This window comes from Cognataquiflexum aquatile (genome assembly GCF_003316845.1).
Taxonomy (GTDB): domain Bacteria; phylum Bacteroidota; class Bacteroidia; order Cytophagales; family Cyclobacteriaceae; genus Cognataquiflexum; species Cognataquiflexum aquatile.
This window is the reverse complement of the sequence record NZ_QMIK01000001.1, coordinates 338,576-360,945: the sequence shown is the minus strand read 5'-3', so window position 1 is coordinate 360,945 and position 22,370 is coordinate 338,576. Positions and strand designations below refer to the sequence as shown.

The window sequence follows — 22,370 nt, the reverse complement described above, 5'->3', positions numbered from 1 at the left end:
TTTGTACAACGATGATTTTAGAATAATTTTTATTCAATATAGTTCTTAGCGGGGGTCTGAAACTTCCGACACACCGGTCTTTCGACTTCGTCCCCATAGCTATCGGGATCCGTCCCGTTGAAGTAGAATATTGGGTTATTGGCAAAGATTCTGATAAATTCAAAGTTTTAATACCCAGGATTTTGTTTAAGGAACCCGGGAATGTTAGAAGCTCCGTCGATCGCTCGTTGAGGAATCGGGAACAGTCTTTTGTTGACATCACTGTTAGTCTTTTCGGTCCAGCTATCCTCATATTTTCCAAATCTGATTTGGTTGGTTCTTCTCAGACCTTCCCAGTATAATTCAAATCCAGATTCACGGAAAAGAATATCCAAATCGATAGCATTCAGTGGAGCTGGGGTTTGGGCAGGACGTGCATTTCTAGAAGTTCTCAGCGTGTTGACATCTGCAAGAGCTCCGGCAGTATCGCCTTTTCTCAATTTAGCTTCAGCACGCATCAAATATACTTCACCTAATCTAAGCAGAACGATATCCACGCTACTGTTGCTGCAGCAGTTTGGAGCAGTTCTGCTAAATTGATATTTAGAAAATCGGTGTCCTGTATTGTGTAGACTTCCTTCATTGGTAAAATCTACTTGGAAGATATGATCGACATAGCGAATGTTTGCACCGCTGCTTCTTCTATTAATCACCGGGTAGATTCTCACTTTACCATCGGGACACTTCAATATGTTACCGCCCGCATCTTTTCTTGGTCCCCAAATAACTCCTCTGATTATTCCTCTGTCCATCTCAAATTTTAACGGATCTACGCAATAATAATGATCTGCGTCATTGGTAGGATTCAAACCGGTCAGATCTCTGAGGTTTTCAGGAACGATCGTGTTCTCTTGGAAAAAGCGGGCATCTGCATCGGCCGGATCCACCTCTCCATACGCATCATACCAAGTCTGGATGAAGTCAGGAGTGGCTGCAACTGCATCTGTTCCTCTCGTATTGGGAAATTCCGGTCTTGGGACTTGATCCCCGGAAATAGACCAATACTGCCATCTGCTGTGTTCGGTCTGAAGGACTCCGCGCTGATCAAGAGAAAAAATAATTTCCGGATTGGTTTTGTTGTTATCATTGAACAAGTCAAAATATTCAGGTGACAAGGTATAGCCTCCGTTGATGACTTTGCTGGTGTATTCGATTACCTTATCCATATCCTCAATCCTGAAGTTCGCAGTTCCGTATGGATCCCGATATACTGCAGCATTCAAATACAAACGTGCCAATAAGGCCTCCACAGCATGTTTATTCATTCTACCGGGCTCACCGGTGCTGATCAAATTGACTACTGACAGGAGCTCTGATTCAAGGTAATCCACAGCTTCTTGACCTCTGAGAATCTCTGATTGTTGATTGGAACGTTCTTTTCTGAAAACAAGTCCCCAGTTATCCAAAGCCAGCATGTTCAGGTAAGCTTTTATGGCTACCATTTCGTAAAGTGGATTTTGGGCACTTGAATTTCCATTTTGTACTTCTAATCCCAATTGCTCTTCCGCTGCCACTGCCCTTGACAAAGTCAGGGTAATAAAAGTCCAGGTATCTCCAACCAAGCTATTTCCAGGTGTCATCAAATGCTGGTGTACGGCAATAAATTTACCTCCATCAAACCAGTCCGTACCACCTCGATAGGGAAGGATACCCTCATCAGAGGCTACTTCCTGTAGTCCAAAGTTGACCGTATGAAGCCATACTTGACGCATCATGCCATATACCGGAGCAATGGATCCACTTACTATTTCCGCTTGTCCCGTTCCAGTAAGTGACTCATCGAGGATTTCCTCCTCTAATGTAGTACAGCTTAAGAAAGCGAGAAAAAAAGCGACAACTGGTATTAATTTGCTAAAACTGATAGTTTTCATATGATTATATTTTTTTGAGTCCACAAGGAATCTCATATGGGAAATGATTATCAACACGTTCTTTAAAAGGTTAAATTCAAATTGACCATAAATGTCCTAGCCATTGGATAGGTAAATCGATCAATACCAAAGGTTTGAATACCGCCAGATGTTGCTCCGGTATTTACTTCCGGATCAAATCCGGAATAGTTTGTAATCACAAACAAGTTTTGACCTGTAAGGGAAATACGGATATTTTGAAAGGTATTGCCCACTCCAAGCCGATCTGGTCTAAAACTGTATCCAATAGTAGCATTGTTCAATCTTAGGTAAGATCCACTCTCCAGGAATCGGGTAGAGACCGTATTGGCATTATTGAAAGATTCATTTGGGAATTGGACTGCAAAATCCGTGGTGTTGTTGGATCTGGAAAGTTGAGACTTGGTAAAGAGAGACATGGTTGTATGATTATAAATTTCATTTCCTGCTCCACCGTTGAAATTCATTCCAAAGTCAAAATTCTTATACCTTAGATTAGTTCTAAAACCATAAATCACCTTTGGGATTGCGCTGCCTACCACGCTTCTGTCATTATCAAGAATTGCTCCGTCTCCGTTGATATCCACAAACCTGTTGAGGCCATTTTCTCCTATTCCATCAAACTGAAGCATATAAAATGCTCCGATCGGATGACCGTTGATGTAACCGTTGATGGTCGCTCCTGTTTGACCTGCGCCTTGAGCTTGACCGGTAGTCAGGACTGCAAAAGGGGAGTCTCTTACTTCGTTTTGAATCAATGAAATATTGCCACCAATTTCATAGGAAAAAGATTGCTTCGGCTTGCTGTTGTAATTCAAAGCCAATTCGATTCCGCTGTTGTGAATCTCCATGCTTTCGATGTTATCCCAGAAAGTCGAAGTAGGCTGAACCGGATCTGCAGGAACTACTTCTAAGAGGATGTTGGAGGATACTTTGTTGAAATAATCCAAAGCACCGGTCAATCGATAGTTAAAGACAGCAAAGTCTATTCCTGCATTAAACTGGGTGGAAACCTCCCATTGTAAATCCGGGTTTGCCAAGCGGGTAAAAACAATTCCATACGGGTAGTCGTCCAAAGTTCTTCCTTGGGTATCGATAGGGTAAGTATTAAGACTGCCTGCACCTGTGGCTAATCGATCCTCAGAGAAACTTGCCTGGGTAATCTTGGATGGTATTTCCTGATTTCCGGTTTGTCCCCAGCTCGTTCGCACTTTCAAGTTGTTGAAAAACGAGTTGGCCATAAATTCTTCCTTTGTCACATTCCAACCCAAAGCAAAGGAGGGAAAGTAACCATACTTGTTATTGTCTCCGAACTTAGAAGACCCATCTGCACGGATTGTGGCTGTGAATAAATACTTTTCGTCGTAGACATAATTGAGTCTTCCGAAGAAGGATTGTAATTCATTTCTAACTCCTGAGGCGCTTATCGTGGTCGGAAATTCACTGGTACTGTTTTGATCCTGAAATCTAGGTTCGATATTGTTAGCTGCAAATCCTCTAGCGGAAGTACCTCTGAACTCGTCCAAAAATGACTGGTAAGAATGACCTGCAAGTACATTGAAATTGTGCTTGTAATTATTCCAACTATAGGTAAGGGTATTCTCTACCAAACTATTGGTGTTGGCAGAAATCAATTGATCCAAACTGCCATTTGCCACATTGGACTCATTTACAACTTCGGTAAACGGCTTATACTGGATGTATCTGTTGGTATTGGAGTAATCTACCCCAAGATTTAACTTATAAGTAAGGCCTTCAATGATTTCGAAAGATGGAGATATGGAACCCAAGATCCGGTTGTTTGCGGCATTATCACTGTAAAGCTGATTTCGCTTTAACGGATTCAATGCATTGGTATTGAGCAAGGTAGGTTCACCATCCGTTAAGGCAGGAATCGTGGGATTCAAGTTAAGCATATCACTGATGGTAGATTCGATGCTTGGTCGGAGATTTTCAGTATAGGAGGCTGTCAGATTGTAATCTATAATAAGTCTACCGTCGAAAGCTTTCTGATTCATGTTCAGTTTACCGGAATAGCGCTTTAAATTGCTGTTCTTCAAAATACCTTCCTTGTCTAAGTAGCCTAGGGAAGCGAAATAGGAAAATTTCTCACTGTTTGCTCCGCTCATAGATAAACTGTAATCCTGAGAGAACCCTACCTGTGTCAATTCATCTTGCCAACGGGTATTTCCGTCGAAATCCTCCAAATTGCCGCCTACTGCTACCACTTGGCGTCGAAACTCATCTGCCTCAAATACATCGATTTGATTGGCCATCGAAGACCATGCCGTAGATGCGGATAAATTTACCTGAGAAGTCCCGGCCTTACCTTTCTTAGTGGTGATTACGATGACACCATTGGATGCTCTGGAGCCGTAAAGGGCCGCGGCACTTGCGTCCTTTAACACATCTATGCTTTCGATATCATTAGGATTCAAAAAATTGAGCGGATTGGAGGCTATTCCGGTATCAGAATTATCCAACAGGAAGCCATCAAGCACATAAAGCGGCTGTGTTCCTGAGCGCAAACTTCCAATGCCCCGGATGATCACATTTTGATTTGCTCCAGGTTCTCCACTGACGGAGGTAACATTCACACCGGCAACTTGACCCTGTAATAGATCTACAGGATTTGCAATAATCCCCCGGTTGAAGTTTTCCCTTTTCAATGAACCAATAGCTCCGGTCACATCTGATCGCTTCTGAATACCATATCCTACCACAACAAACTCATTTAGCTGAGAATCTTCCGGCTGTAATTGGATCGTCAGCAATGATTGTCCGTTGATTGGAACTTCCGTAGTAATATACCCCAAATATGAAACCACAAGAGTTGCATCATTAGGCACATCGATTGAAAATTTCCCATCAAGATCTGTTATGGTTCCGCTTGTCGTTCCTTTGACAAGAAGTGCTACACCTGGCAACGGCGCTCCTGTCTCATCTTTAACAGTTCCTGTGACTACTGCAAAGTCTTTTATATCCGAAGATGCAGGTAAGGCTTTAGCCTGAATTCCTGACAATCCTCCCGAAAAAAAGATCACGGTGCAGATTACGCACATTCGAAGCGTTGCTCGTGTTTTTTTAGAAGTAAAATTTCCCATAATCAATAGGTTTAAATTGGATTAAGTACTTTCCAAAATTACCATGGGAGGGACGGTCGGAGGTCTAGTTTCTTTTTATATCCTTGTTATGTTTTAATAACCAAAAAATAATCCTGAAGGCCTCTTGTTAAGGACATGTTACATATGGTTGATAAAAAGCAGTGAATTCAAATCCAAGTTATTTAATGGTTAATTCTTCCTAAAAAGGCAAAGGGCTACCTTGCCAAAAATGAATTCCAAATATGATTTTTTCCTCTCATGAATAGAGTTGAGCCCCCAGCCAGATAACCCATTTTCTAGCTATGATTTTATTGAATTCCATTTTTTTTGGTATCATTTCGAACCTAAAAATTGATTCTTCACTCAGATTAAGTGTTCGGGAGGTGTCTTTCTTTACCGAAAAAGATCCTAAATCCGAAATCAAACTACCGGTTATTTCTGAGCGGTATCTGTCAGATTTTGTTTTGTAAAAAAAGGCTTTCAACAACCCCAACACACGAAAACCATTACACCTGTCCATCGTGGCGGAACCAATCCACTTCTATGTTCTTTATGACCCTATGTGGTAAAAAATCTGTGCAAATCATTTAAATCTGTGGTTAAAAATCACCATCCCTGCTTTGGCGGAAAGCTTTCCTCACAATTGCCCATCAAATTAGCCAAAACCAAACCCACCTCATTTCACATTTTTTCTATAAACATGCCACCCCTTCAGGGTGTTTTTACCAACCCGACAACCTGACAACGCGAAATAGACAACAATTACAACAATTACAACAAATCTAACCCGACAACGCGCAGCTGACAACCTGACAACGCGAAGCAGACAACAATTACAACCACTAGAACAATTACAACTTTTTCAACCCGACAACGCGAAGCCGACAACCCGACAACCTCTAACTCACTTCCCGATACAGAACTTCGAAAAGATATTGGTCAATAGGTCGTCTGTGGTAATCTCCCCTGTGATTTCACCAAGGTAATGCAGGGATCTGCGGATATCCATCGCCAAAAAATCATTGGTGATCTGCCTGTCCAAACCTTCCAAAACATCCAAAAGCGACTGCCTTGTTTTGACCAAGGAATCGTAATGCCGGATATTGGTGACAATGGTATTGCCCGTCCTGAACTTGTCCAGATTGACCAACTCCAAAATGCGGCTTTTCAACACCTCAAGGTTTTCCTTTTGCCCAGCGGAAATAAAAATGGTGTCAGGATACTTTGCTTTCAGTTCGCTGACAAACTCAGCAGAGGCTTTGTCTATTTTGTTGGCCACCTTGACAAAGGGTACGCCCTGATTTTCCAACCTATTGATATCCCGATTGATCTCAACCATATCGGTATCCGTCAGGTCAAAAAGATACAGAATCAGAGATGCCGTTTTCATTTTCTCCTGTGTGCGGCTGACACCGATTGCTTCTATCATATCTGTTGTTTCCCGCAGTCCAGCCGTATCGATAAAGCGGAAAATCACACCGCCGATATTGATTTCATCTTCAATAAAATCCCGGGTGGTGCCGGCAATTTCTGACACGATAGCTTTTTCTTCATTCAAAAGCGCATTGAGCAAGGTGGACTTTCCGGCATTGGGTTTTCCGGCGATGACCGTTGGTACACCGTTTTTGATCACATTGCCCAAATCAAAACTCGCAACCAGCAACTCAACGGCGAGAAGCAATTTTTCCACCAAGACTTTCAGGTCATTCCTGTTTGCAAACTCCACGTCTTCCTCCCCAAAATCAAGTTCAAGCTCGATCATCGAAGCAAAATGGATCAGCTCATTTCTGAGTTTTTGAATCTCACTGCTGAAGCCACCACGCATTTGATTCATGGCTGCTTGGTGGGAGGTCTCAGAATCTGAATGGATCAAGTCAGCTACTGCCTCAGCCTGTGCCAGGTCAAACTGCCCATGGAGAAAAGCCCTTTGGGTAAATTCTCCCGGTTTGGCCGGTCTTGCTCCATGACGGATCAATAATTTGATGACCTGATTGACAATGAAGGAAGACCCATGCGTGGAGATCTCCACGACGTTTTCTTTGGTAAAGGATTTCGGTGCGACAAAAACGGAGACCAAGACTTCATCGATGATTTTGTCTCCATCGCGGATAGTTCCAAAATGAATGGTGTGGGAAGCCTGCTTTTCCAGGTCTTTCCCTTTAAAAACACTGTTTGTGATTTTGATGGCATCTTTTCCCGAAAGTCGGATGACCGCAATGGCACCGACTCCCTGAGGGGTGGCCAATGCCACAATGGTATCTTCTTTTTCGTGCAGGGAAAATGACATACTTACTTGCCGAATTTATTGACTAGCTCATCCAATCCGGCGAGAAATGGAACAGGTTCTCTATATCCCGGGTATTGGGCGATGTTTTCCATCACGGCATCCATGATTACAAAGTTGGGGTAAGAACTTACCCGCATCGCCCTGGCCATGGTCGCTTCTGAATATTCTTTTCCTTTAAAACTAAATTTCCTATTTCCATTCTCAGCATTCATTTTGACAGCGTAGAAATTTTCATTGATAAAGCCAATGACTTCAGGATCGGTGAAAGTGTCCTTGTCCATTTTCTTGCACCATCCACACCAATCGGTGTAAACATCCACAAAGATCATTTTGGGATTTTCAGCAGTTTTGGCTGCGGCTTCCTCGAATGTCAGCCAGGTGATTTTATCCTGAGCCATGGTGATTTGGAAGCTGAATAGGGTGATCAGCAAAGCGCCAAATAACTTTTTCATATTTTGGTCAATCATATTTTACTCCAATTTAACGACTTGCTTTGGTTTGAAGTTCAATTTCGTGGAAAAGTCTTTTTTTCAGTATCAAGTATCAAGACATAAGACACAAGACATGAGACATGAGACACAAGACCCAACATTTTGGGAAATTCAGAATTAAGAATGATGAATTAATAATTCAGGATTGCGACAGAAACAGTTAACCAAATAACCAAATAACCTTTAACCCTAAACTTCCCCAACCCGACAAAAACGACAACGCGAAGCAGATAACAATTACAACAACTATAACCATTACAACAACTACAACATTCAACCCTCCTTTACACCATCACCAAAATATTCCCCGCCACATCTTTTGACATGAATATTGACTTTTTATTATCAACAAGGATTTCGACAGAACCGTCAAATTCTGTCTTGTCCATGACTTTGATCCTGGCACCGATATAAGCACCCACTTTGTCCAAGTATCGGAGGAAAGCAGGACTGCTGTCTTTGACAGCAACGATCTGACCTGTTGAACCAAGGTCAAGCTCATTAAGCAGTTGACGTGGTCTTGCCCGTACATCACCGTATTCATCCGGGATGGGATCGCCATGTGGATCGAACTTGGGGAAACCCAAATACTCATCGAGTCTTTGGATCAAAACTTTGCATTTGACATGGGACAATTCATCGGCTACTTCATTGACTTCATCCCAAGAGAATTTTAATTTCTCCACCAAGAACACTTCCCAAAGGCGGTGCTTGCGAATCGTTTGGAGGGCAAGTTTTTTTCCTTCTTCAGTAATGTGAAGGCCATAGTATTTGCGGTATTCGATCACTTCTTTTTCGCCCAACTTCCGAAGCATGTCCGAGACAGAGGCAGGCTTTGTTTTCATTTCAGCGGAGACATCATTGGTCGACACGCCCTTCTTTCCACCATCAGACAGGTGGTAGATGGCTTTCAAATAATTCTCTTCAGCAGAGGTGAGGGTAATCATGGTTCTCGTTGGTTTAGTCCCAAAGATAGAAATTTAGATTGACCTTAAAAATAGTTTTATAGTGTCTAAATCGCCTGTGGATAACTCAAACAATACTGTGGTTTATGATTTAGGGTAGGCTAAAAATAAAATTAGCTAAGTATAAATATAGAATTAAGACATTGAAAAACAATCATTTATGACACCATATTTTTTATATATTGGCTCAAACAACGGTACGCCGTTCAGTTTCCTGACATCCGAATGGAGTTTCCAAACAGGCAGGATAGTGGATAACTTTTTTGTGGTGAGTGGATAAAAAAGGAACAGTAGCTTGATTCCTATATCATGTCAGGTAAATAGTATGTGCTCAAAATGGACCAAAAGGAAGCTGTTACCTTAACACGAAAACGCCATTAGAAGCTCCTAAAAAGGAATTTGGCTTGTATTATAGAAGATAATAAGTGGGTATGGAAATGGTTAAACCTTCTCGGTCAACCGCGCAACAACCTCTAAAAATTTTGCTTCGTCACTTTTCCACAATACCTCATCCCCGGGTTTGAGGTCAAAATATGTTCCCTTTAAAAAGTCATTTAAATGTTGTTGAGAATGTGTCAAATCCCTAAAGTCAATTGCTTTTCCAGCAGGATAAACAGAACAGATATCTTCCCATTCTGCGTTGACCTGAAAGAGGCAAGGCTTTCCCAAGGCAATGCTCTCGTACATTTTACTCGGGATTTTGGGGCTGATACTTGGGATTTGATGGTAGGGAAGCAGGACAATATCCGACTCGGCATAAGCCTTTAAAATAGCCGAATAGGGAATGGGATTTTCTGATCCCTCGAACTGTATCGACCTTTGGTCAGCGGTTGCTTCGCAAAGTTTTTGATAATAACCCTGTATCGGGACATGTCCGATGACAGTCAAGGTAGCTTGTGGATAATTGGCAAGAACAGATATAAACCATTCAATTCCTTCCAAAATCCCATATACTTCCGTCAATGTTCCTGATATCAGAAACCGGAGGTTTTTACCTGAAGCAAAAGAAACAGGCTTGATATCCTGTGCAGGTCCATAATACTTGTTGGGGAGGAGGGTAGGGCTTTTAATTTTTGGGAATTCTTTCTGATACACTTTCTCCGCAAAGAAATAATGGTCTATAAAAGGCTTTGAACAGGATTCAATCAAAGAAACGAAAGCTTTGGATAAATCTTTTTTCCATCCTGACATGGTTTTGTTTTGACTGAGATTCAGGACGTGGTTTTCCTGTAGGTCATAAACCAAGGCAAATCCCAACATCCATTTGGCAAGAATTGCAGCCTGCAAAAGCTCAAAAGTGGTAACAATGACCAGTTTTGGCTTGATTTGGAATAATCTTTTAAAAAATCTCGCTCCTGCGAGTGCTCTTGAATTGTCATTTCTGTTTTTTGAGAAAATAGAATGGAATTTGATGTTTTCTTCCTCAGGTTCTTTTTTTAAGGAAAATCCTATGATGTTAATATTGTATTTATTTGTTTCACGCAATGAAAATGCAAACCTATAATACGCCCTTGGATCTTTGAGTGGTTTTAACACAGAAGCGATCACAATTGGGATTTGTTGCATTGATGGATAAAATTTAGAAGACCGAAACCAAAAATATGGAATTATTAAAGTCAATAATCGAAAAAGCCTGGGAAAACAGGGAATTGTTAAAAGAAAAGGAAGTAGAAATCGCCATCAAAACCGTGATTTCTGAATTGGATAGCGGCGGAATCCGGGTTGCTGAACCATTGGAAGACGGTTCTTGGCAGGTCAATGATTGGGTAAAAAAGGCGGTAATCCTTTATTTCCCCATCCAAAAAATGCACACCATCGAAGTGGGACCTTTTGAATTCCATGATAAAATGGCTTTGAAAACCAATTATGCCAAGCAGGGTGTCAGGGTAGTTCCCCACGCAGTAGCGAGGTATGGTGCTTTTTTGGCAAGTGGCGTAATAATGATGCCATCATACGTAAATATTGGGGCATATGTGGATAGTGGCACGATGGTTGATACTTGGGCAACTGTTGGTTCTTGTGCCCAAATAGGTAAAAATGTCCACCTCAGCGGCGGAGTGGGAATTGGAGGGGTTTTAGAACCCGTTCAGGCGGCCCCGGTTATCGTCGAAGATGGTGCTTTTATCGGCTCAAGGGCAATCATCGTAGAAGGAGTGAGGATCGGGAAAGAAGCAGTGATCGGCGCAGGGGTTACCCTCACCGCAAGCTCAAAAATCATTGATGTCACCGGTTCTGAACCAAAAGAATACAAAGGATTTGTTCCGGCAAGGTCCGTGGTTATTCCCGGATCTTTGACCAAGAAGTTTCCTGCAGGTGATTTTCAGGTACCATGTGCGCTCATCATCGGTCAGCGGAAACCTTCCACTGACTTGAAAACCTCCCTCAACGATGCATTAAGAGAAAATAATGTAGCCGTTTAAAGATTACCATTACCAAAATGAAAGTAAAGCATTGGGTTTTTGCCTCCCTTATCGGCATAATGTCTTTGTCAGCCTGTTCGGAAAATATTTCCAATAAAGGAGATAATTTATTTAGCGAAGAAAAATACGAGGAGGCAGTAAAGGAGTATGACAATGTATTGAAAAACAACCCCAAGTACTTAAAAGGCCTCTACAACAGAGGCCGATCCTATGAGGAATTGGGGGAATTCAAAAAAGCAGAAAAGGACTTCCTTGCTGCCTATGCTGTTGATTCCAAAAATACACAAGTCTTGATGAGTCTTTCCAACATCTACCAAAAGCAGAAAAACCATACCTCTGCATTGTTGTTTGCGGACTACGCAGTGCAGATTCCCGGAGCGCCCGCGATGGCTTTTTTCCTGAAAGGAAGGGCATTGCACCAAATTGGGAATACCGGCGAGGCGATGATAGAATACAGTACAGCCATCAAGATGGATAAGAATTTTGGGCAAGCGTATTATTATAGGGGCATGCTGAAGATTGCGACAGACAAGAAAAAATCAGGTTGTGAAGATATCCGTGCAGCCATCAAGCTTGGTCACGAAGAGGCACAAGTAGCGATGGATAAATATTGCAAGTAAAAAATCTTCCTGATACACTATACCACAAAAACCTGAGTCCCCTCAGGTTTTTTCTTTTTATACCCATTAACCCTTAACCAAATAACCATTAACCAATTAACCAACCCTTCGACAAGCTCAGGGACCTAAAACCAAATAACCAATAACCAATAACCAACCCTTCGACAAGCTCAGGGACCTAAAACCAATAACCAAATAACCAAATAACCATTAACCCTTAACCAAATAACCACCCCTCAATGGCTCATTTCTTTCAATTTTTCAAATCCGGTAGAAAAATGTCTCGGTTGGGTTCCCGGTTTATGGTCACAGATCTCCTCAGACAATAACCTGCCCTGACCTTTGCAGGTCCTGCAATCACTCATTTCCTTGAGACTTCCCATGCATTTGGGACAGGTATGTTTTCCGTCACCGGAGCATTTTTCACATTCGTAGTATTCCACAATATTGAATACATTTTTTTTGGTCACCAATCCCGAACCCCTGCACTTGGTACAGCCGACCATACCCCTTGTTTTGCAGTACATACATGCCTGTTCGATCTGCCTTTCACCTTCACAGGTAGGGCAATTCAAATAACGGTAGCCACGGTTATCACACAATTTACAGTTGTAAATGGCAGCCATGTTGGTTTTTAACTTGGCCTCAAGGGCTTTGGCTGCTTCATAATTGTCCCCTTTGAACCCGTTGATTTCAAGGTATTTGGTCAAAAAGTTAAGGCTGTTGTCATATTGTCCCAATTGAAAAAGTGTCTCTGCAAAAAAGTAAGGCATTTCAGGTGGAATTGACAGGTTATTCTCAATGATCTGTCTGAAATAAGCATTGGCCTTTTCATAATCCCCTTTCTCCATTTCTGCCAAAGCACTGTTCATCAACCTTGTCGATCCCCCCAAATTTGGTTTGACTTGCGCAAAAACAGGCGAAGCGAAGAAAAGGAAAATTACTCCTATTAAGAAAACCCTGAGAATAGAATCTGAACTGTAACCAAGCTTGATCAAAACCATTGGTAAATATTGGGATTTGGTAATTTAACTGAAGCAAAGTAAATACCTTTAATCAACAAAACAATGGTAAAAAAGTGTGGGACAGATCAAAAAATAAACCATTTCAGAAAACCACGAAAACAGATTATTGATTAATTTGTCTCAAAATAAGAACCATTTACACCATGCTTCAGGAAATAATAGGACAAGTATCCGCCCAACTTACGGCAGGATTGAAAGAAAAAGTAGGTCTTGACCCAGACCAGGCCAAGCAGGCCTTGGACTTGTCAAAAGACAGTTTGGTATCCTCCATCAGCCGGGAGGCCATTTCAGGAAACCTGGACGGGATATTGGATATGGTGAATATGGGAGCATCTGCGAATCAGTCACCGGTATTTCAAAATCTACTCGGTGGATTGGACAAGGACCTCATTTCTAAAATGGGTGTCTCCCCAGAGATTGCAGGTAAAATCAGTACAGTAATTCTCCCTGCTATTATTAAGGCCATTTCCGATTACAAAGAAGGCAACTTGGATATCTCTGACCTTACCAAAATGATCGGCGGCGGACTTGGGGATTCCTTTCTTGGAAAGGCAGGAGACCTTTTAAAAGGTGGATTAGGTAATTTCTTTAAATAATTTCTTTCACTTAAACAGTTAAATTTTATGGCAAAAACCATCACCATGATCGAAGGAATCGGTCCAGCAAACAAAGAAAAACTGGCAGCAGCCGGAATCAGTACAGTTGAAGGGCTCTTGGAAAAAGGAGCTTCCAAAAAAGGCCGCAAAGAAATAGCCGATGCAAGCGGAATCGGAGAAGGTGTAATCCTTGATTGGGTCAATATGGCTGACCTATTTAGAATCAACGGCATCGCAAGTCAGTTTGCCGAATTGCTCAAAGCTGCCGGAGTCGATACTGTCAAAGAACTGAGAACCCGAAATGCTGAAAATCTTCACAAAGCCTTGGTTGATACCAATGCAGAAAAAAACCTCACCAGGGCTGTTCCCGCACTGTCCCAAATCGAGGATTTTATCGGACAGGCCAAACTTTTGGAACCTGTCGTCACCCATTAATCCCAAATCATTCTACAAAAAACCTGAATACAGCTATTTGTATTCAGGTTTTTTTATTTTAGCTGAAAATTCACTCCTTTTCAATTTTTGCTATGGGTAAATCAGAAGATTTCAAACAACATTTAGAGCAAGGCTACACCTTCAAGGGGAATTCCATCATCCTCGGAACAGGGATTTTGGACCATGAACCAATTGCTAATGCGCAGGTAAAAATACCCCTCAAAACCCTAAACCGTCACGGACTGATTGCCGGTGCCACAGGTACAGGGAAAACAAAAACCCTTCAGGTGATCGCAGAACAGCTTTCACTCCATGGAGTTCCTTCGGTGTTGATGGACCTCAAAGGTGATTTGTCCGGCATTGCGCAGGCCGGAAGTTTGAATTCCCACATCGAAAAAAGAAGCAGCCTTATCGGGATTGATTTTGAGGCTACCGGTCTGCCGGTGGAACTGATGTCCATCAGTCATGAAAAAGGAGTGAAGCTCAAAGCCACCGTGTCTGAATTTGGTCCTGTACTCATTTCCCAGATTATGGAATTGAACGATACCCAAAGGGGCGTGGTAGCTTTGGTTTTCAGGTATTGTGACACGCATCACCTGCCTTTGCTTGACCTCAAAGACCTCAAGAAAGTACTTCAATTTGTGATCAATGAGGGCAAGGATGAAATTGCCAAAGAGTTTGGAGCTGTTTCCTCCGCCACGGTCAATACGATCATGCGGAAAATCATTGAGTTGGAGCAGCAGGGGGCAGAGAATTTCTTTGGAGAACCTTCCTTTGATGTGCAGGATTTTGTAAGAACAGTGGATGGCAAAGGAGTGGTTTCGATCATCCGCCTGACTGATATCCAAAACCAACCCAAGCTATTTTCGACCTTTATGTTGAGCTTGCTTTCGGAGATTTATGAGTCATTTCCCGAGCAGGGCGATGCCGACAAACCAAAATTATGTCTCTTTATTGACGAAGCCCATTTGGTTTTTTCTACCGCTTCCAAGGACTTGATTGAGAAGATTGAAGCCATAGTGAAGTTGATCAGGTCAAAAGGGGTAGGGGTATTTTTCTGCACCCAGACACCTACAGATGTTCCGGATAATGTATTGGGACAGTTGGGTTTAAAGATCCAGCATTCATTAAGGGCTTTTACTGCCAAGGACCGTAAAGCCATCTCAAAAACGGCAGAGAATTATCCCATTTCCACCTTTTATAAAACAGATGAGGTACTGACTTCTATGGGAATTGGGGAGGCTTTGGTGACGGTGTTGAATGAAAAGGGCATTCCTACGCCTTTGGCACATACCTTATTGCGGCCTCCGGTATCACGAATGGATATTTTGACAGAAGGTGAAATCGACAGTTTGGTCAGGTCATCTTCTCTTGTCAAAAAATACAATATTGAAATTGACAGGGAAAGTGCTTTTGAACTTTTGGATCAAAAGATCAGCAGGGCAGAAGCTGCGGCAGAAGCTTCCAAAAACCAACCTATTCCAAGTGCAAAATCAAAAGGAAAACCCGTTCAGGAAACCTCCATCATCGAAGAACTCAGCAAAAACACCATGGTAAGACAAATCGGAAGAAGTATCTTCAGAGAATTGACCAGGGGAATATTGGGTTCATTTTCGGGAAGCAAAAGAAGATAAGGGTGGGCAGGCTAAAAATCGGTGTCATTGGAGCCGGTGCGGCAGGGTATTTTGCTGCCATTCATGCCGCCCAAGGGGATGCTGAAGTGACTATCATCGAGAAGACTTCCAAGTCACTCGCTAAAGTGAAGATATCGGGAGGCGGTAGGTGCAATGTCACCCATGCTGCCTTTGAGATATCCCATCTTTCCAAAAACTACCCTCGGGGAGAAAAATTCCTCAAGAAAGTATTCCGCCATTTTGCAGTAAAAGACACCATCCAATGGTTTGAATCCCGGGGAGTGGCGTTGAAAACCGAGTCTGATGGCAGGATGTTTCCTGTTTCCGATGATTCCCAATCCATAATAGATGCTTTACAATCTGCAGCCAATCAATCAGTTATTAAGGTTATCTTCAACTTTTGGGTGAAGGAAATTTCAAAAGATCAATCCGGTTTCAAGGTTCATTCCGAAGATAAAGTTTTGGAATTTGACAGGTTGATCGTCTGTACCGGGGGGAACCCAAAAATTGACGGTTTTCATTTTCTCTCCAATTTCAAGCACCAGATTGAACCTCCCATTCCATCCCTGTTTACTTTCAATACTCCTCAGGAACCGATCAAAAAGCTGATGGGGATTTCTGTTCCCGATGCGTATGTAAGGCTTGAGGGAACGAAAATGGCCTACCGGGGACCTTTGTTGATAACCCATTGGGGCTTGAGTGGTCCTGCGGTGCTTAAACTTTCCGCTTTTGGAGCCAAATGGCTTTTTGACCAACAATATAAGGCCAAAGCCCATATCCGTTGGGGCAATGACTGGACGGAGGAAGGACTTGTCCGTCAGCTGCTTTCCTTCCAACATGAGCATCCCAAAAAGAAAATCAATACCAATGCATTGTTGGGAATTCCGGCAAGGCTATGGGAACACCTTTGTGAAAAATCAGAAATTGTAGCTGATAATCTTTGGCAAAATTTACCAAAAAAGCAATTCAATAAATTGGTTCAAAATCTTTTTTGTTATATTGTAAGTGTAGAGGGAAAGACCACATTCAAAGAGGAGTTCGTGACAGCAGGTGGGGTAGTGTTGGATGAAGTCAATCCGGAAACGACGGAAAGCAAGCTCGTAGAGGGTTTGTATTTTGCCGGAGAAGTTTTGAATATGGATGGAATTACCGGAGGATTCAATTTTCAGGCAGCTTGGAGTACCGGATATGTAGCAGGAGTAAGCGCAAGACAACCAAAATAATGATGCTCGAAAACCAATTGCCCGTCAATTTTGACAGGATCGAAGAAATGTCAGAAGGCGATGCCGAGTTCAAGGCTGAGCTGGTAAGCGCTTTGTATAAATCACTTTCTGAGCTCAAGGAAAAATACCTGGAAGGTTCGGAATTGCAGGATCTGGAAATCATTTCCCAAATCCGCCACAAGGTAAAACCCGCCTTGGCTTTGTTTGAGATCGACATGTTGAATGCGATTATTCAGGAAGGCAAAGAAATCATTTCCGAAAAAGGGTTCAATGAAGACTTTATGGTTCATTTAGGTCAGTTTTTGGACGCTGTGCAGGAAGCGATTGACCAGGTAGGTTCCCATTTGGATCAAGGAGAAAACAGTTAGAATCACCCGATTTTTTGAATCAGATCCACCAAGCGGTTGGAATAACCCGATTCATTGTCATACCATCCCACAATTTTCACAAGATTTCCCTTTGCCGAAGTCAGGGCGGAATCAAAAATACAGGAATGAGGATTACCGATGATGTCAATAGAGACGATCGGAGCAATTTCATATTCAATGATTCCTTTCATAGAACCTTCTGATGCTTTTTTGAAGACAGTATTCAATTCCTCTGTCGTGGTTTCTTTTTGCAACAACACCACTAAATCCGTCAGGGACCCATCCGGAACAGGTACACGCATTGCAGAAGCCTCAATTTTCCCTTTCAGTGCAGGCAATACGATCTCCATGGCTTTGGCAGCATTGGTCGTAGTTGGAATGATGGAGTAGGCGGCGGCACGGGCCCTTCTCAAGTCCCTATGCGGGGCATCGTGTAAATTTTGGTCATTGGTATAGGAATGCACGGTGGAAACAAATCCCTTTTCAATACCAAAGTTTTCCTCCAATACTTTGACCATTGGAGCAAGGCAATTGGTCGTGCAAGAGGCATTCGATATGATGGTTTCCTTTCCGGTTAAAATATGGTCATTGACTCCAAGGACAATTGTGGGGACATCTTTTGAGGGAGAGGGGGCAGTGATGATTACTTTTTTTGCGCCTGCTTTGAGGTGGCCTTCGGCAAGTGATTTTTCAGTGAATTTGCCCGTGGACTCCAACACAATATCGATGTCAAGATCGCCCCATGGAATATTTTCCGGATTTCTTTCGGCAAATATCCGGATGGTTTTTCCTTTCACAACAATATTTCCATCTACCGCTTTGACAGCAAAGGGGTATTTTCCGTGAACAGAATCATACTGAAGCAGGTGGGCAAGGGTAACAGGGTCCGTAAGGTCATTGACAGCGATGAGTTCGATGTCTTCTTTTTCAAGTAAAAGCTTGAAAGTCAACCTTCCGATACGGCCAAAGCCATTGATTGCCACTCTCGTTTTTTTCATGTCAGCTAATTGGGACTATAAATCAAAGGCGAAAGTAAGGATTTGCGGGGAAAGGCTTCCAATATTTTTTCAGGTTAGTTATCAATGTTTTGACTTCCAAAACCAAATATTTTTCTGTCTTGTTTTGCATTCTTGTTTTAACCCGCTATATTTGCAACACCTTTCAAAAAAGAGGTCAAAACCCACAAAAATGGTCGATTCGTCTAGGGGTTAGGACGTATCCCTTTCACGGATAAAACACGGGTTCGATTCCCGTATCGACTACCAAAACACTGGAAAAATCCAGTGTTTTCTTTTTGACTGCATGGTCGATTCGTCTAGGGGTTAGGACGTATCCCTTTCACGGATAAAACACGGGTTCGATTCCCGTATCGACTACAACAAATTGATGTTTTTCATCTTTCGGATTGCATATGAGAGTATGCATGAAGAATTTGTTTTATGGTTGTTAGTGGTTAAAGTGAATGAAAACCCGGTCTTCTAGGCCGGGTTTTTCTTTTTCTATCTTTTGTTTTCTTTTCCGTCATGGTGGGGTTAAATTGTTTATGACAAAAAGGAATAATTTTCCTAATTTAGTTTTAAATAAAAAGACATGGACATTAAAGCTGAACGTGAATTAATTATAAGGGAACTTCAGGAGGTTGAAGACATTTCATTGCTAAAAGCGATTAAAGCTGTCCTGCACTACGGGATGAAAAATGAAGGGCGAATTAGCATTGAGCAATACAATCATGAACTTCTTGAAGCCGAAAAGGAAATCGATTCGGGGGATTTTACCACTCATGAAGAACTTAAAAGCCAAATGAAACAGTGGTGAAAAACCTTACTCCAATAGTAGTTTGGAACAATAATGCTATCAAATACTTTAAGAAAGCAATTGACCGAATTAAAGAAGATTCCCTTCAAAACGCTGAAGAGGTAAAAACTGGAATAATGAAAGTTGTGGATAGTTTGATTGACCATCCTGAAAAGTTCCCTAAGGACGTATTTAAGATCAACAACGATGGTAGCTACAGGGCTTTTGAAAAATTTTCTTTACGAATAACTTACAAAGTCACACCCCTAGAAATCAATATTTTACGAGTTCGGCATGTAAAACGAGAACCTAAGAATTTTTAAATGCTTTTATTTCCAACAATTTTTTTGGTAGATATAAATAAAGGGAACTTGAAAAATTTAATCAAACCAACACCAATCCATATTCCAACAGCGATCTCCAAACCTTGGAACCTAAGAAGCGGTCAAAATCTCCCAAGTTTGCTGCCACGTATTTCTCTTCAAATTCGGCAAAGGTCATCTCTTTTTTCCCAAGTTTGGGTGTGATATCCCGAAGAATTGTTTCCAGCCATTCTCCTTCTTCCTGCCTAACCAAAATTTCATCGGTTCCATTCTTGTTTTCAATCACCAAAGGCCACAATTCTGTTTTCTTGCCTTTTTTCACAAAAGCAGTTCTTTCCAGTTCCGGTTCATTTCCCAACCAAATCAATTTGGCATTGGGCTTCAGGACATTGCCTGTCTCGATCTGAATGGCATTGAAGATGAAATTGGGAGAAACGGATGTTTTTGGGATTTTGAAATCAAACCACTCCTGAAGCGGAAAATCAAAACAAATCCCATGCATGTAATTGAAAAGGGCTTTTTTAAGGCCTTCGCTAAAAAGTTCATGGTCAGCACCATTGGGATCCTCATGACTCAGGTCGTTGTCGGCGAAAAGGCCTTTTTCAGGTCCGGTACGGACAACCTTAAATGCGCCCGGATCAATACCTATCGGTGCATGGGATGTCATCCCAAACAAATGCCAAAATCCGGATTGCAGGATATTGTTCATGAAGAGTTGTCTGACCATCTCCAGGCTGTCAATGGTTTCTTGGGCAGTCTGTGTCGGAAAACCGTACATCAGGTAAGCATGGACCATTACACCTGATTCTGTGAAATTCCTTGCCACACGTGCTACTTGGGATACAGTGACGCCTTTTTGCATCATCTGCAGCAACCTGTCTGACGCCACTTCCAAACCTCCAGATACGGCAATACAGCCCGATGCTTTCAGCAACCGGCAAAGGTCGTAAGTAAATCTTTCTTCAAAGCGGATATTGGTCCACCAGGTGATTTTGAGGTTTCTCTTCAGGATTTCGATCGCCAATTCCCGCATCAGGGCAGGAGGGGCTGCTTCATCCACAAAGTGAAAGCCCGTTTCTCCTGTCTGTGCAATCAATTCCTCAATCCGGTCACAGATGATGTTGGCACTGATCGGTTCGTAATTTTTGATATAATCCAAGGTCACATCACAGAAGGAGCATTTCTTCCAATAGCAGCCATGTGCCATCGTCAGCTTGTTCCACCGGCCATCCGACCAAAGGCGGTGCATCGGATTGGCAATTTCGATGACTGAAAGGTATTTGTTTAGAGGTAAACCCGAATAATCAGGCGTCCCTGTTTGGCTAAAAGGGATGTCAGTATTTTTAGCGCCATTGAGGTAGGTGACTTTTCCATCGACCAAGGCAAAGGTTCTTTTGAGTTGGTCAAGGCTTCTTTCTCCATCCAAATGCTCCAAAAGACAGGTGAGGGGCCTTTCTCCATCATCTAAAGTGATGAAGTCCACAAAGTTAAATACCCGAGGCTCATTGATTGACCGGAGTTCAGTATTGGGATAACCGCCTCCCATAGCAACTTTGATATGGGGATAATTGGTCTTGATGAATTTCCCACATCGCAAAGCGCCGTAAAGATTTCCGGGGAAAGGAACAGAAAGGCATACAAAATAAGGATCGGTTTCTTGGATCAGTTTTTCCAATTCCTCCATTAAAAACTGATCGGTAAAAGATTCGGGACCTTCCAATGCCTCATTCAAAGCATCAAATGAAGTCGCCGACCTTCCCAAGCGCTCAGCATACCGGCTGAAACCAAAGTGCGGATCCAAGGCTTCGCTGATCAAATCCCCAATATCTTCGAGGTACAAAGTGGCGAAATGCCTTGCTTTGTCTTGGATGCCCATAGTCCCAAATGCCCAATCCAAATCATCCAATTGGTCAAAGCGGGAGGCCTGTGGCAGGAAGTCGCCGTCACAGATGTTATAGGCCAATGTGGGATTGTCAAACTGCAGGAATCGGATGACAGGATCAATGGTATGCAGGTAGTCTTTCTGTAATTTGACTATCCTTTGGATGTTAGTGGAATAATTTTTAACTCCTTTATTTTCAATAGATTGAAATACTTTGGTTAAACCTTCTTTTGAAAAAATTTTCAGGATAACTTTGATGCCCAAATCACTTTGAAAAGATTTTTTCCCTATCGTATTCAGATACCCTTTGATATAAGCAGTCGCCGGGTAGGGGGTATTGAGTTGGGTAAAGGGAGGCGTAAGAAGGAGAATTGATTTGGACACTGAATTTGAATTTGATACAAATTTGGTGATTTTTTTATAGAGAAGAGGAAAAAATGAATGCAATAGTAAAAAGGCAAAAGTATAATTAATGAATTATTTTTTGCTGTAATAGTAAATCGGCAAATCCTTGAAACAACATGGGCCTGGATTGACCAAACTGTTGTTGGTGTAAAGGATCATTCTTTCTGTAGGACCCCAACCATAAAAATACGGTCCCAGGTTAACACAAGTCCAACAAGGAACCTCCTCGGCTAAATCTTGTGTTTGTGAATAGGTTAGAGGAAAATACAGATAGATATAAGTACGGATTTCGTCTACCTGATTTTCCCCCGGAGCTTTAAACTTAAAACTTCCTGAAAAAGTGACTCCCGTTTTGGAATTAAATTTCGTAAAAGTGCCATTCCTGAAAAATTCATATTCCTCACTGTACCCTATTTCATCTTTGGAAAGCTTTGTTCCAAGATGAGGGGTAACAATTTCGATTTTTTCCCAAGTACCATTAAGGATGTTATCTGGACTGTTGGGGTCTTCTTTTTCGCAAGAAGCCAATACCAAAATAGAAAGAAGTGAGTACAAAATATTTTTCATGGTCACCGTTCTTGCTCAAACAACGCTTAATTTAAGTATAAGTTGTATAACCATTACCTTATTTAAGGGCTTTTTTATTGAATAAAATTAATAATCCGCTGCTTTAAAGGCCATTGTAAGACAAAACCTTAAAATCACTAATATCAAAAACAGCCTAAATTATATCAGATTCACACCATGCGAAATGGGAATAAAAAAGGCAAAAGCAAGAAATAATCTCACTTTTGCCTTTATGCTTTTTCCTCCTCAATCCTAACAAGTATGTTATTTATCACGCCACCAAATAATACTCGGATTGAAGTT

General features: G+C 41.9%; 19 protein-coding genes and 2 tRNA genes. 11 read left to right on the top strand and 10 right to left on the bottom strand.

Annotation, left to right across the window (positions count from 1 at the left end; translation table 11 throughout):
- Positions 1 to 167: 167 nt before the first annotated feature.
- The 6 genes from DQW11_RS01575 to DQW11_RS01545 all read right to left on the bottom strand — a co-directional run bounded on the left by DQW11_RS01575 (position 168) and on the right by DQW11_RS01545 (position 10,341).
- Positions 168 to 1,910: a RagB/SusD family nutrient uptake outer membrane protein gene (locus DQW11_RS01575; protein WP_113923161.1), complete on the bottom strand. Its 1,743-nt coding sequence runs from the start codon at positions 1,908 to 1,910 to the stop codon at positions 168 to 170.
- 62 nt (positions 1,911 to 1,972) lie between these two features.
- Positions 1,973 to 5,032, bottom strand: a complete 3,060-nt coding sequence (locus DQW11_RS01570) for a SusC/RagA family TonB-linked outer membrane protein (RefSeq protein ID WP_232826647.1) — start codon at positions 5,030 to 5,032, stop codon at positions 1,973 to 1,975.
- A 904-nt stretch (positions 5,033 to 5,936) separates the two neighbouring features.
- Positions 5,937 to 7,319, bottom strand: coding sequence for a tRNA uridine-5-carboxymethylaminomethyl(34) synthesis GTPase MnmE (gene mnmE / locus DQW11_RS01560; protein ID WP_113922223.1), 1,383 nt, complete (start codon positions 7,317 to 7,319; stop codon positions 5,937 to 5,939).
- Between the two features lie 2 nt (positions 7,320 to 7,321).
- The gene (locus tag DQW11_RS01555; RefSeq protein ID WP_113923160.1) at positions 7,322 to 7,771 is read right to left on the bottom strand and encodes a thioredoxin family protein; all 450 of its coding nucleotides are present in this window, start codon (positions 7,769 to 7,771) and stop codon (positions 7,322 to 7,324) included.
- 323 nt (positions 7,772 to 8,094) lie between these two features.
- Entirely contained in the window at positions 8,095 to 8,757 is a 663-nt protein-coding gene (locus DQW11_RS01550) for a metal-dependent transcriptional regulator (RefSeq protein WP_113922222.1), read from the bottom strand.
- Positions 8,758 to 9,216: 459 nt separating this feature from the next.
- Entirely contained in the window at positions 9,217 to 10,341 is a 1,125-nt protein-coding gene (locus tag DQW11_RS01545) for a glycosyltransferase family protein (RefSeq protein ID WP_113922221.1), read from the bottom strand.
- Positions 10,342 to 10,376: 35 nt separating this feature from the next.
- On the opposite strand from DQW11_RS01545, the gene DQW11_RS01540 reads away from it, so the two are divergent.
- Both DQW11_RS01540 and DQW11_RS01535 read left to right on the top strand, forming a co-directional pair.
- A complete protein-coding gene (locus tag DQW11_RS01540) occupies positions 10,377 to 11,195 on the top strand; it encodes a 2,3,4,5-tetrahydropyridine-2,6-dicarboxylate N-succinyltransferase (RefSeq protein ID WP_113922220.1) in 819 nt (272 codons plus the stop codon).
- 17 nt (positions 11,196 to 11,212) lie between these two features.
- A complete protein-coding gene (locus tag DQW11_RS01535) occupies positions 11,213 to 11,815 on the top strand; it encodes a tetratricopeptide repeat protein (RefSeq protein WP_113922219.1) in 603 nt (200 codons plus the stop codon).
- Between the two features lie 236 nt (positions 11,816 to 12,051).
- Here the strand turns inward: DQW11_RS01535 and DQW11_RS01530 are convergent, their stop codons facing one another.
- Complete coding sequence (locus DQW11_RS01530; protein WP_113922218.1) at positions 12,052 to 12,819, bottom strand: tetratricopeptide repeat protein; 768 nt, start codon at positions 12,817 to 12,819, stop codon at positions 12,052 to 12,054.
- A 164-nt stretch (positions 12,820 to 12,983) separates the two neighbouring features.
- On the opposite strand from DQW11_RS01530, the gene DQW11_RS01525 reads away from it, so the two are divergent.
- The 5 genes from DQW11_RS01525 (at position 12,984) to DQW11_RS01505 (ending at position 17,096) form a co-directional block, all read left to right on the top strand.
- Positions 12,984 to 13,436, top strand: coding sequence for a DUF937 domain-containing protein (locus DQW11_RS01525; RefSeq protein WP_113922217.1), 453 nt, complete (start codon positions 12,984 to 12,986; stop codon positions 13,434 to 13,436).
- Between the two features lie 27 nt (positions 13,437 to 13,463).
- Complete coding sequence (locus DQW11_RS01520) at positions 13,464 to 13,871, top strand: DUF4332 domain-containing protein (protein ID WP_113922216.1); 408 nt, start codon at positions 13,464 to 13,466, stop codon at positions 13,869 to 13,871.
- A gap of 92 nt (positions 13,872 to 13,963) precedes the next feature.
- The gene (locus tag DQW11_RS01515; protein WP_113922215.1) at positions 13,964 to 15,505 is read left to right on the top strand and encodes a helicase HerA-like domain-containing protein; all 1,542 of its coding nucleotides are present in this window, start codon (positions 13,964 to 13,966) and stop codon (positions 15,503 to 15,505) included.
- Positions 15,506 to 15,507: 2 nt separating this feature from the next.
- Positions 15,508 to 16,728 (top strand): BaiN/RdsA family NAD(P)/FAD-dependent oxidoreductase, encoded by a 1,221-nt coding sequence (locus DQW11_RS01510; protein WP_113922214.1) that lies wholly within the window; start codon positions 15,508 to 15,510, stop codon positions 16,726 to 16,728.
- Positions 16,728 to 17,096: a hypothetical protein gene (locus tag DQW11_RS01505; protein WP_113922213.1), complete on the top strand. Its 369-nt coding sequence runs from the start codon at positions 16,728 to 16,730 to the stop codon at positions 17,094 to 17,096. Before DQW11_RS01510 ends, DQW11_RS01505 begins: the two co-directional genes overlap by 1 nt.
- Before the next feature lie 2 nt (positions 17,097 to 17,098).
- On the opposite strand, the gene gap is transcribed toward DQW11_RS01505, so the two are convergent.
- A complete protein-coding gene (gap, locus tag DQW11_RS01500) occupies positions 17,099 to 18,094 on the bottom strand; it encodes a type I glyceraldehyde-3-phosphate dehydrogenase (RefSeq protein ID WP_113922212.1) in 996 nt (331 codons plus the stop codon).
- 192 nt (positions 18,095 to 18,286) lie between these two features.
- On the opposite strand from gap, the gene DQW11_RS01495 reads away from it, so the two are divergent.
- The 4 genes from DQW11_RS01495 to DQW11_RS01480 all read left to right on the top strand — a co-directional run bounded on the left by DQW11_RS01495 (position 18,287) and on the right by DQW11_RS01480 (position 19,213).
- Positions 18,287 to 18,361 (top strand) — tRNA-Glu (locus DQW11_RS01495).
- A gap of 39 nt (positions 18,362 to 18,400) precedes the next feature.
- Positions 18,401 to 18,472: transfer RNA gene (locus DQW11_RS01490), tRNA-Glu, on the top strand.
- 214 nt (positions 18,473 to 18,686) lie between these two features.
- Positions 18,687 to 18,911 (top strand): hypothetical protein, encoded by a 225-nt coding sequence (locus tag DQW11_RS01485; protein WP_113922211.1) that lies wholly within the window; start codon positions 18,687 to 18,689, stop codon positions 18,909 to 18,911.
- Positions 18,908 to 19,213: a type II toxin-antitoxin system RelE/ParE family toxin gene (locus DQW11_RS01480; protein WP_232826646.1), complete on the top strand. Its 306-nt coding sequence runs from the start codon at positions 18,908 to 18,910 to the stop codon at positions 19,211 to 19,213. The genes DQW11_RS01485 and DQW11_RS01480 overlap by 4 nt, the downstream gene beginning before the upstream one ends.
- Before the next feature lie 61 nt (positions 19,214 to 19,274).
- Here the strand turns inward: DQW11_RS01480 and DQW11_RS01475 are convergent, their stop codons facing one another.
- Both DQW11_RS01475 and DQW11_RS01470 read right to left on the bottom strand, forming a co-directional pair.
- The gene (locus DQW11_RS01475) at positions 19,275 to 21,479 is read right to left on the bottom strand and encodes a B12-binding domain-containing radical SAM protein (protein WP_113923158.1); all 2,205 of its coding nucleotides are present in this window, start codon (positions 21,477 to 21,479) and stop codon (positions 19,275 to 19,277) included.
- Between the two features lie 93 nt (positions 21,480 to 21,572).
- On the bottom strand, positions 21,573 to 22,067 hold the full coding sequence (locus tag DQW11_RS01470) for a hypothetical protein (RefSeq protein ID WP_113922210.1): 495 nt from the start codon (positions 22,065 to 22,067) through the stop codon (positions 21,573 to 21,575).
- Positions 22,068 to 22,370: the final 303 nt, after the last annotated feature.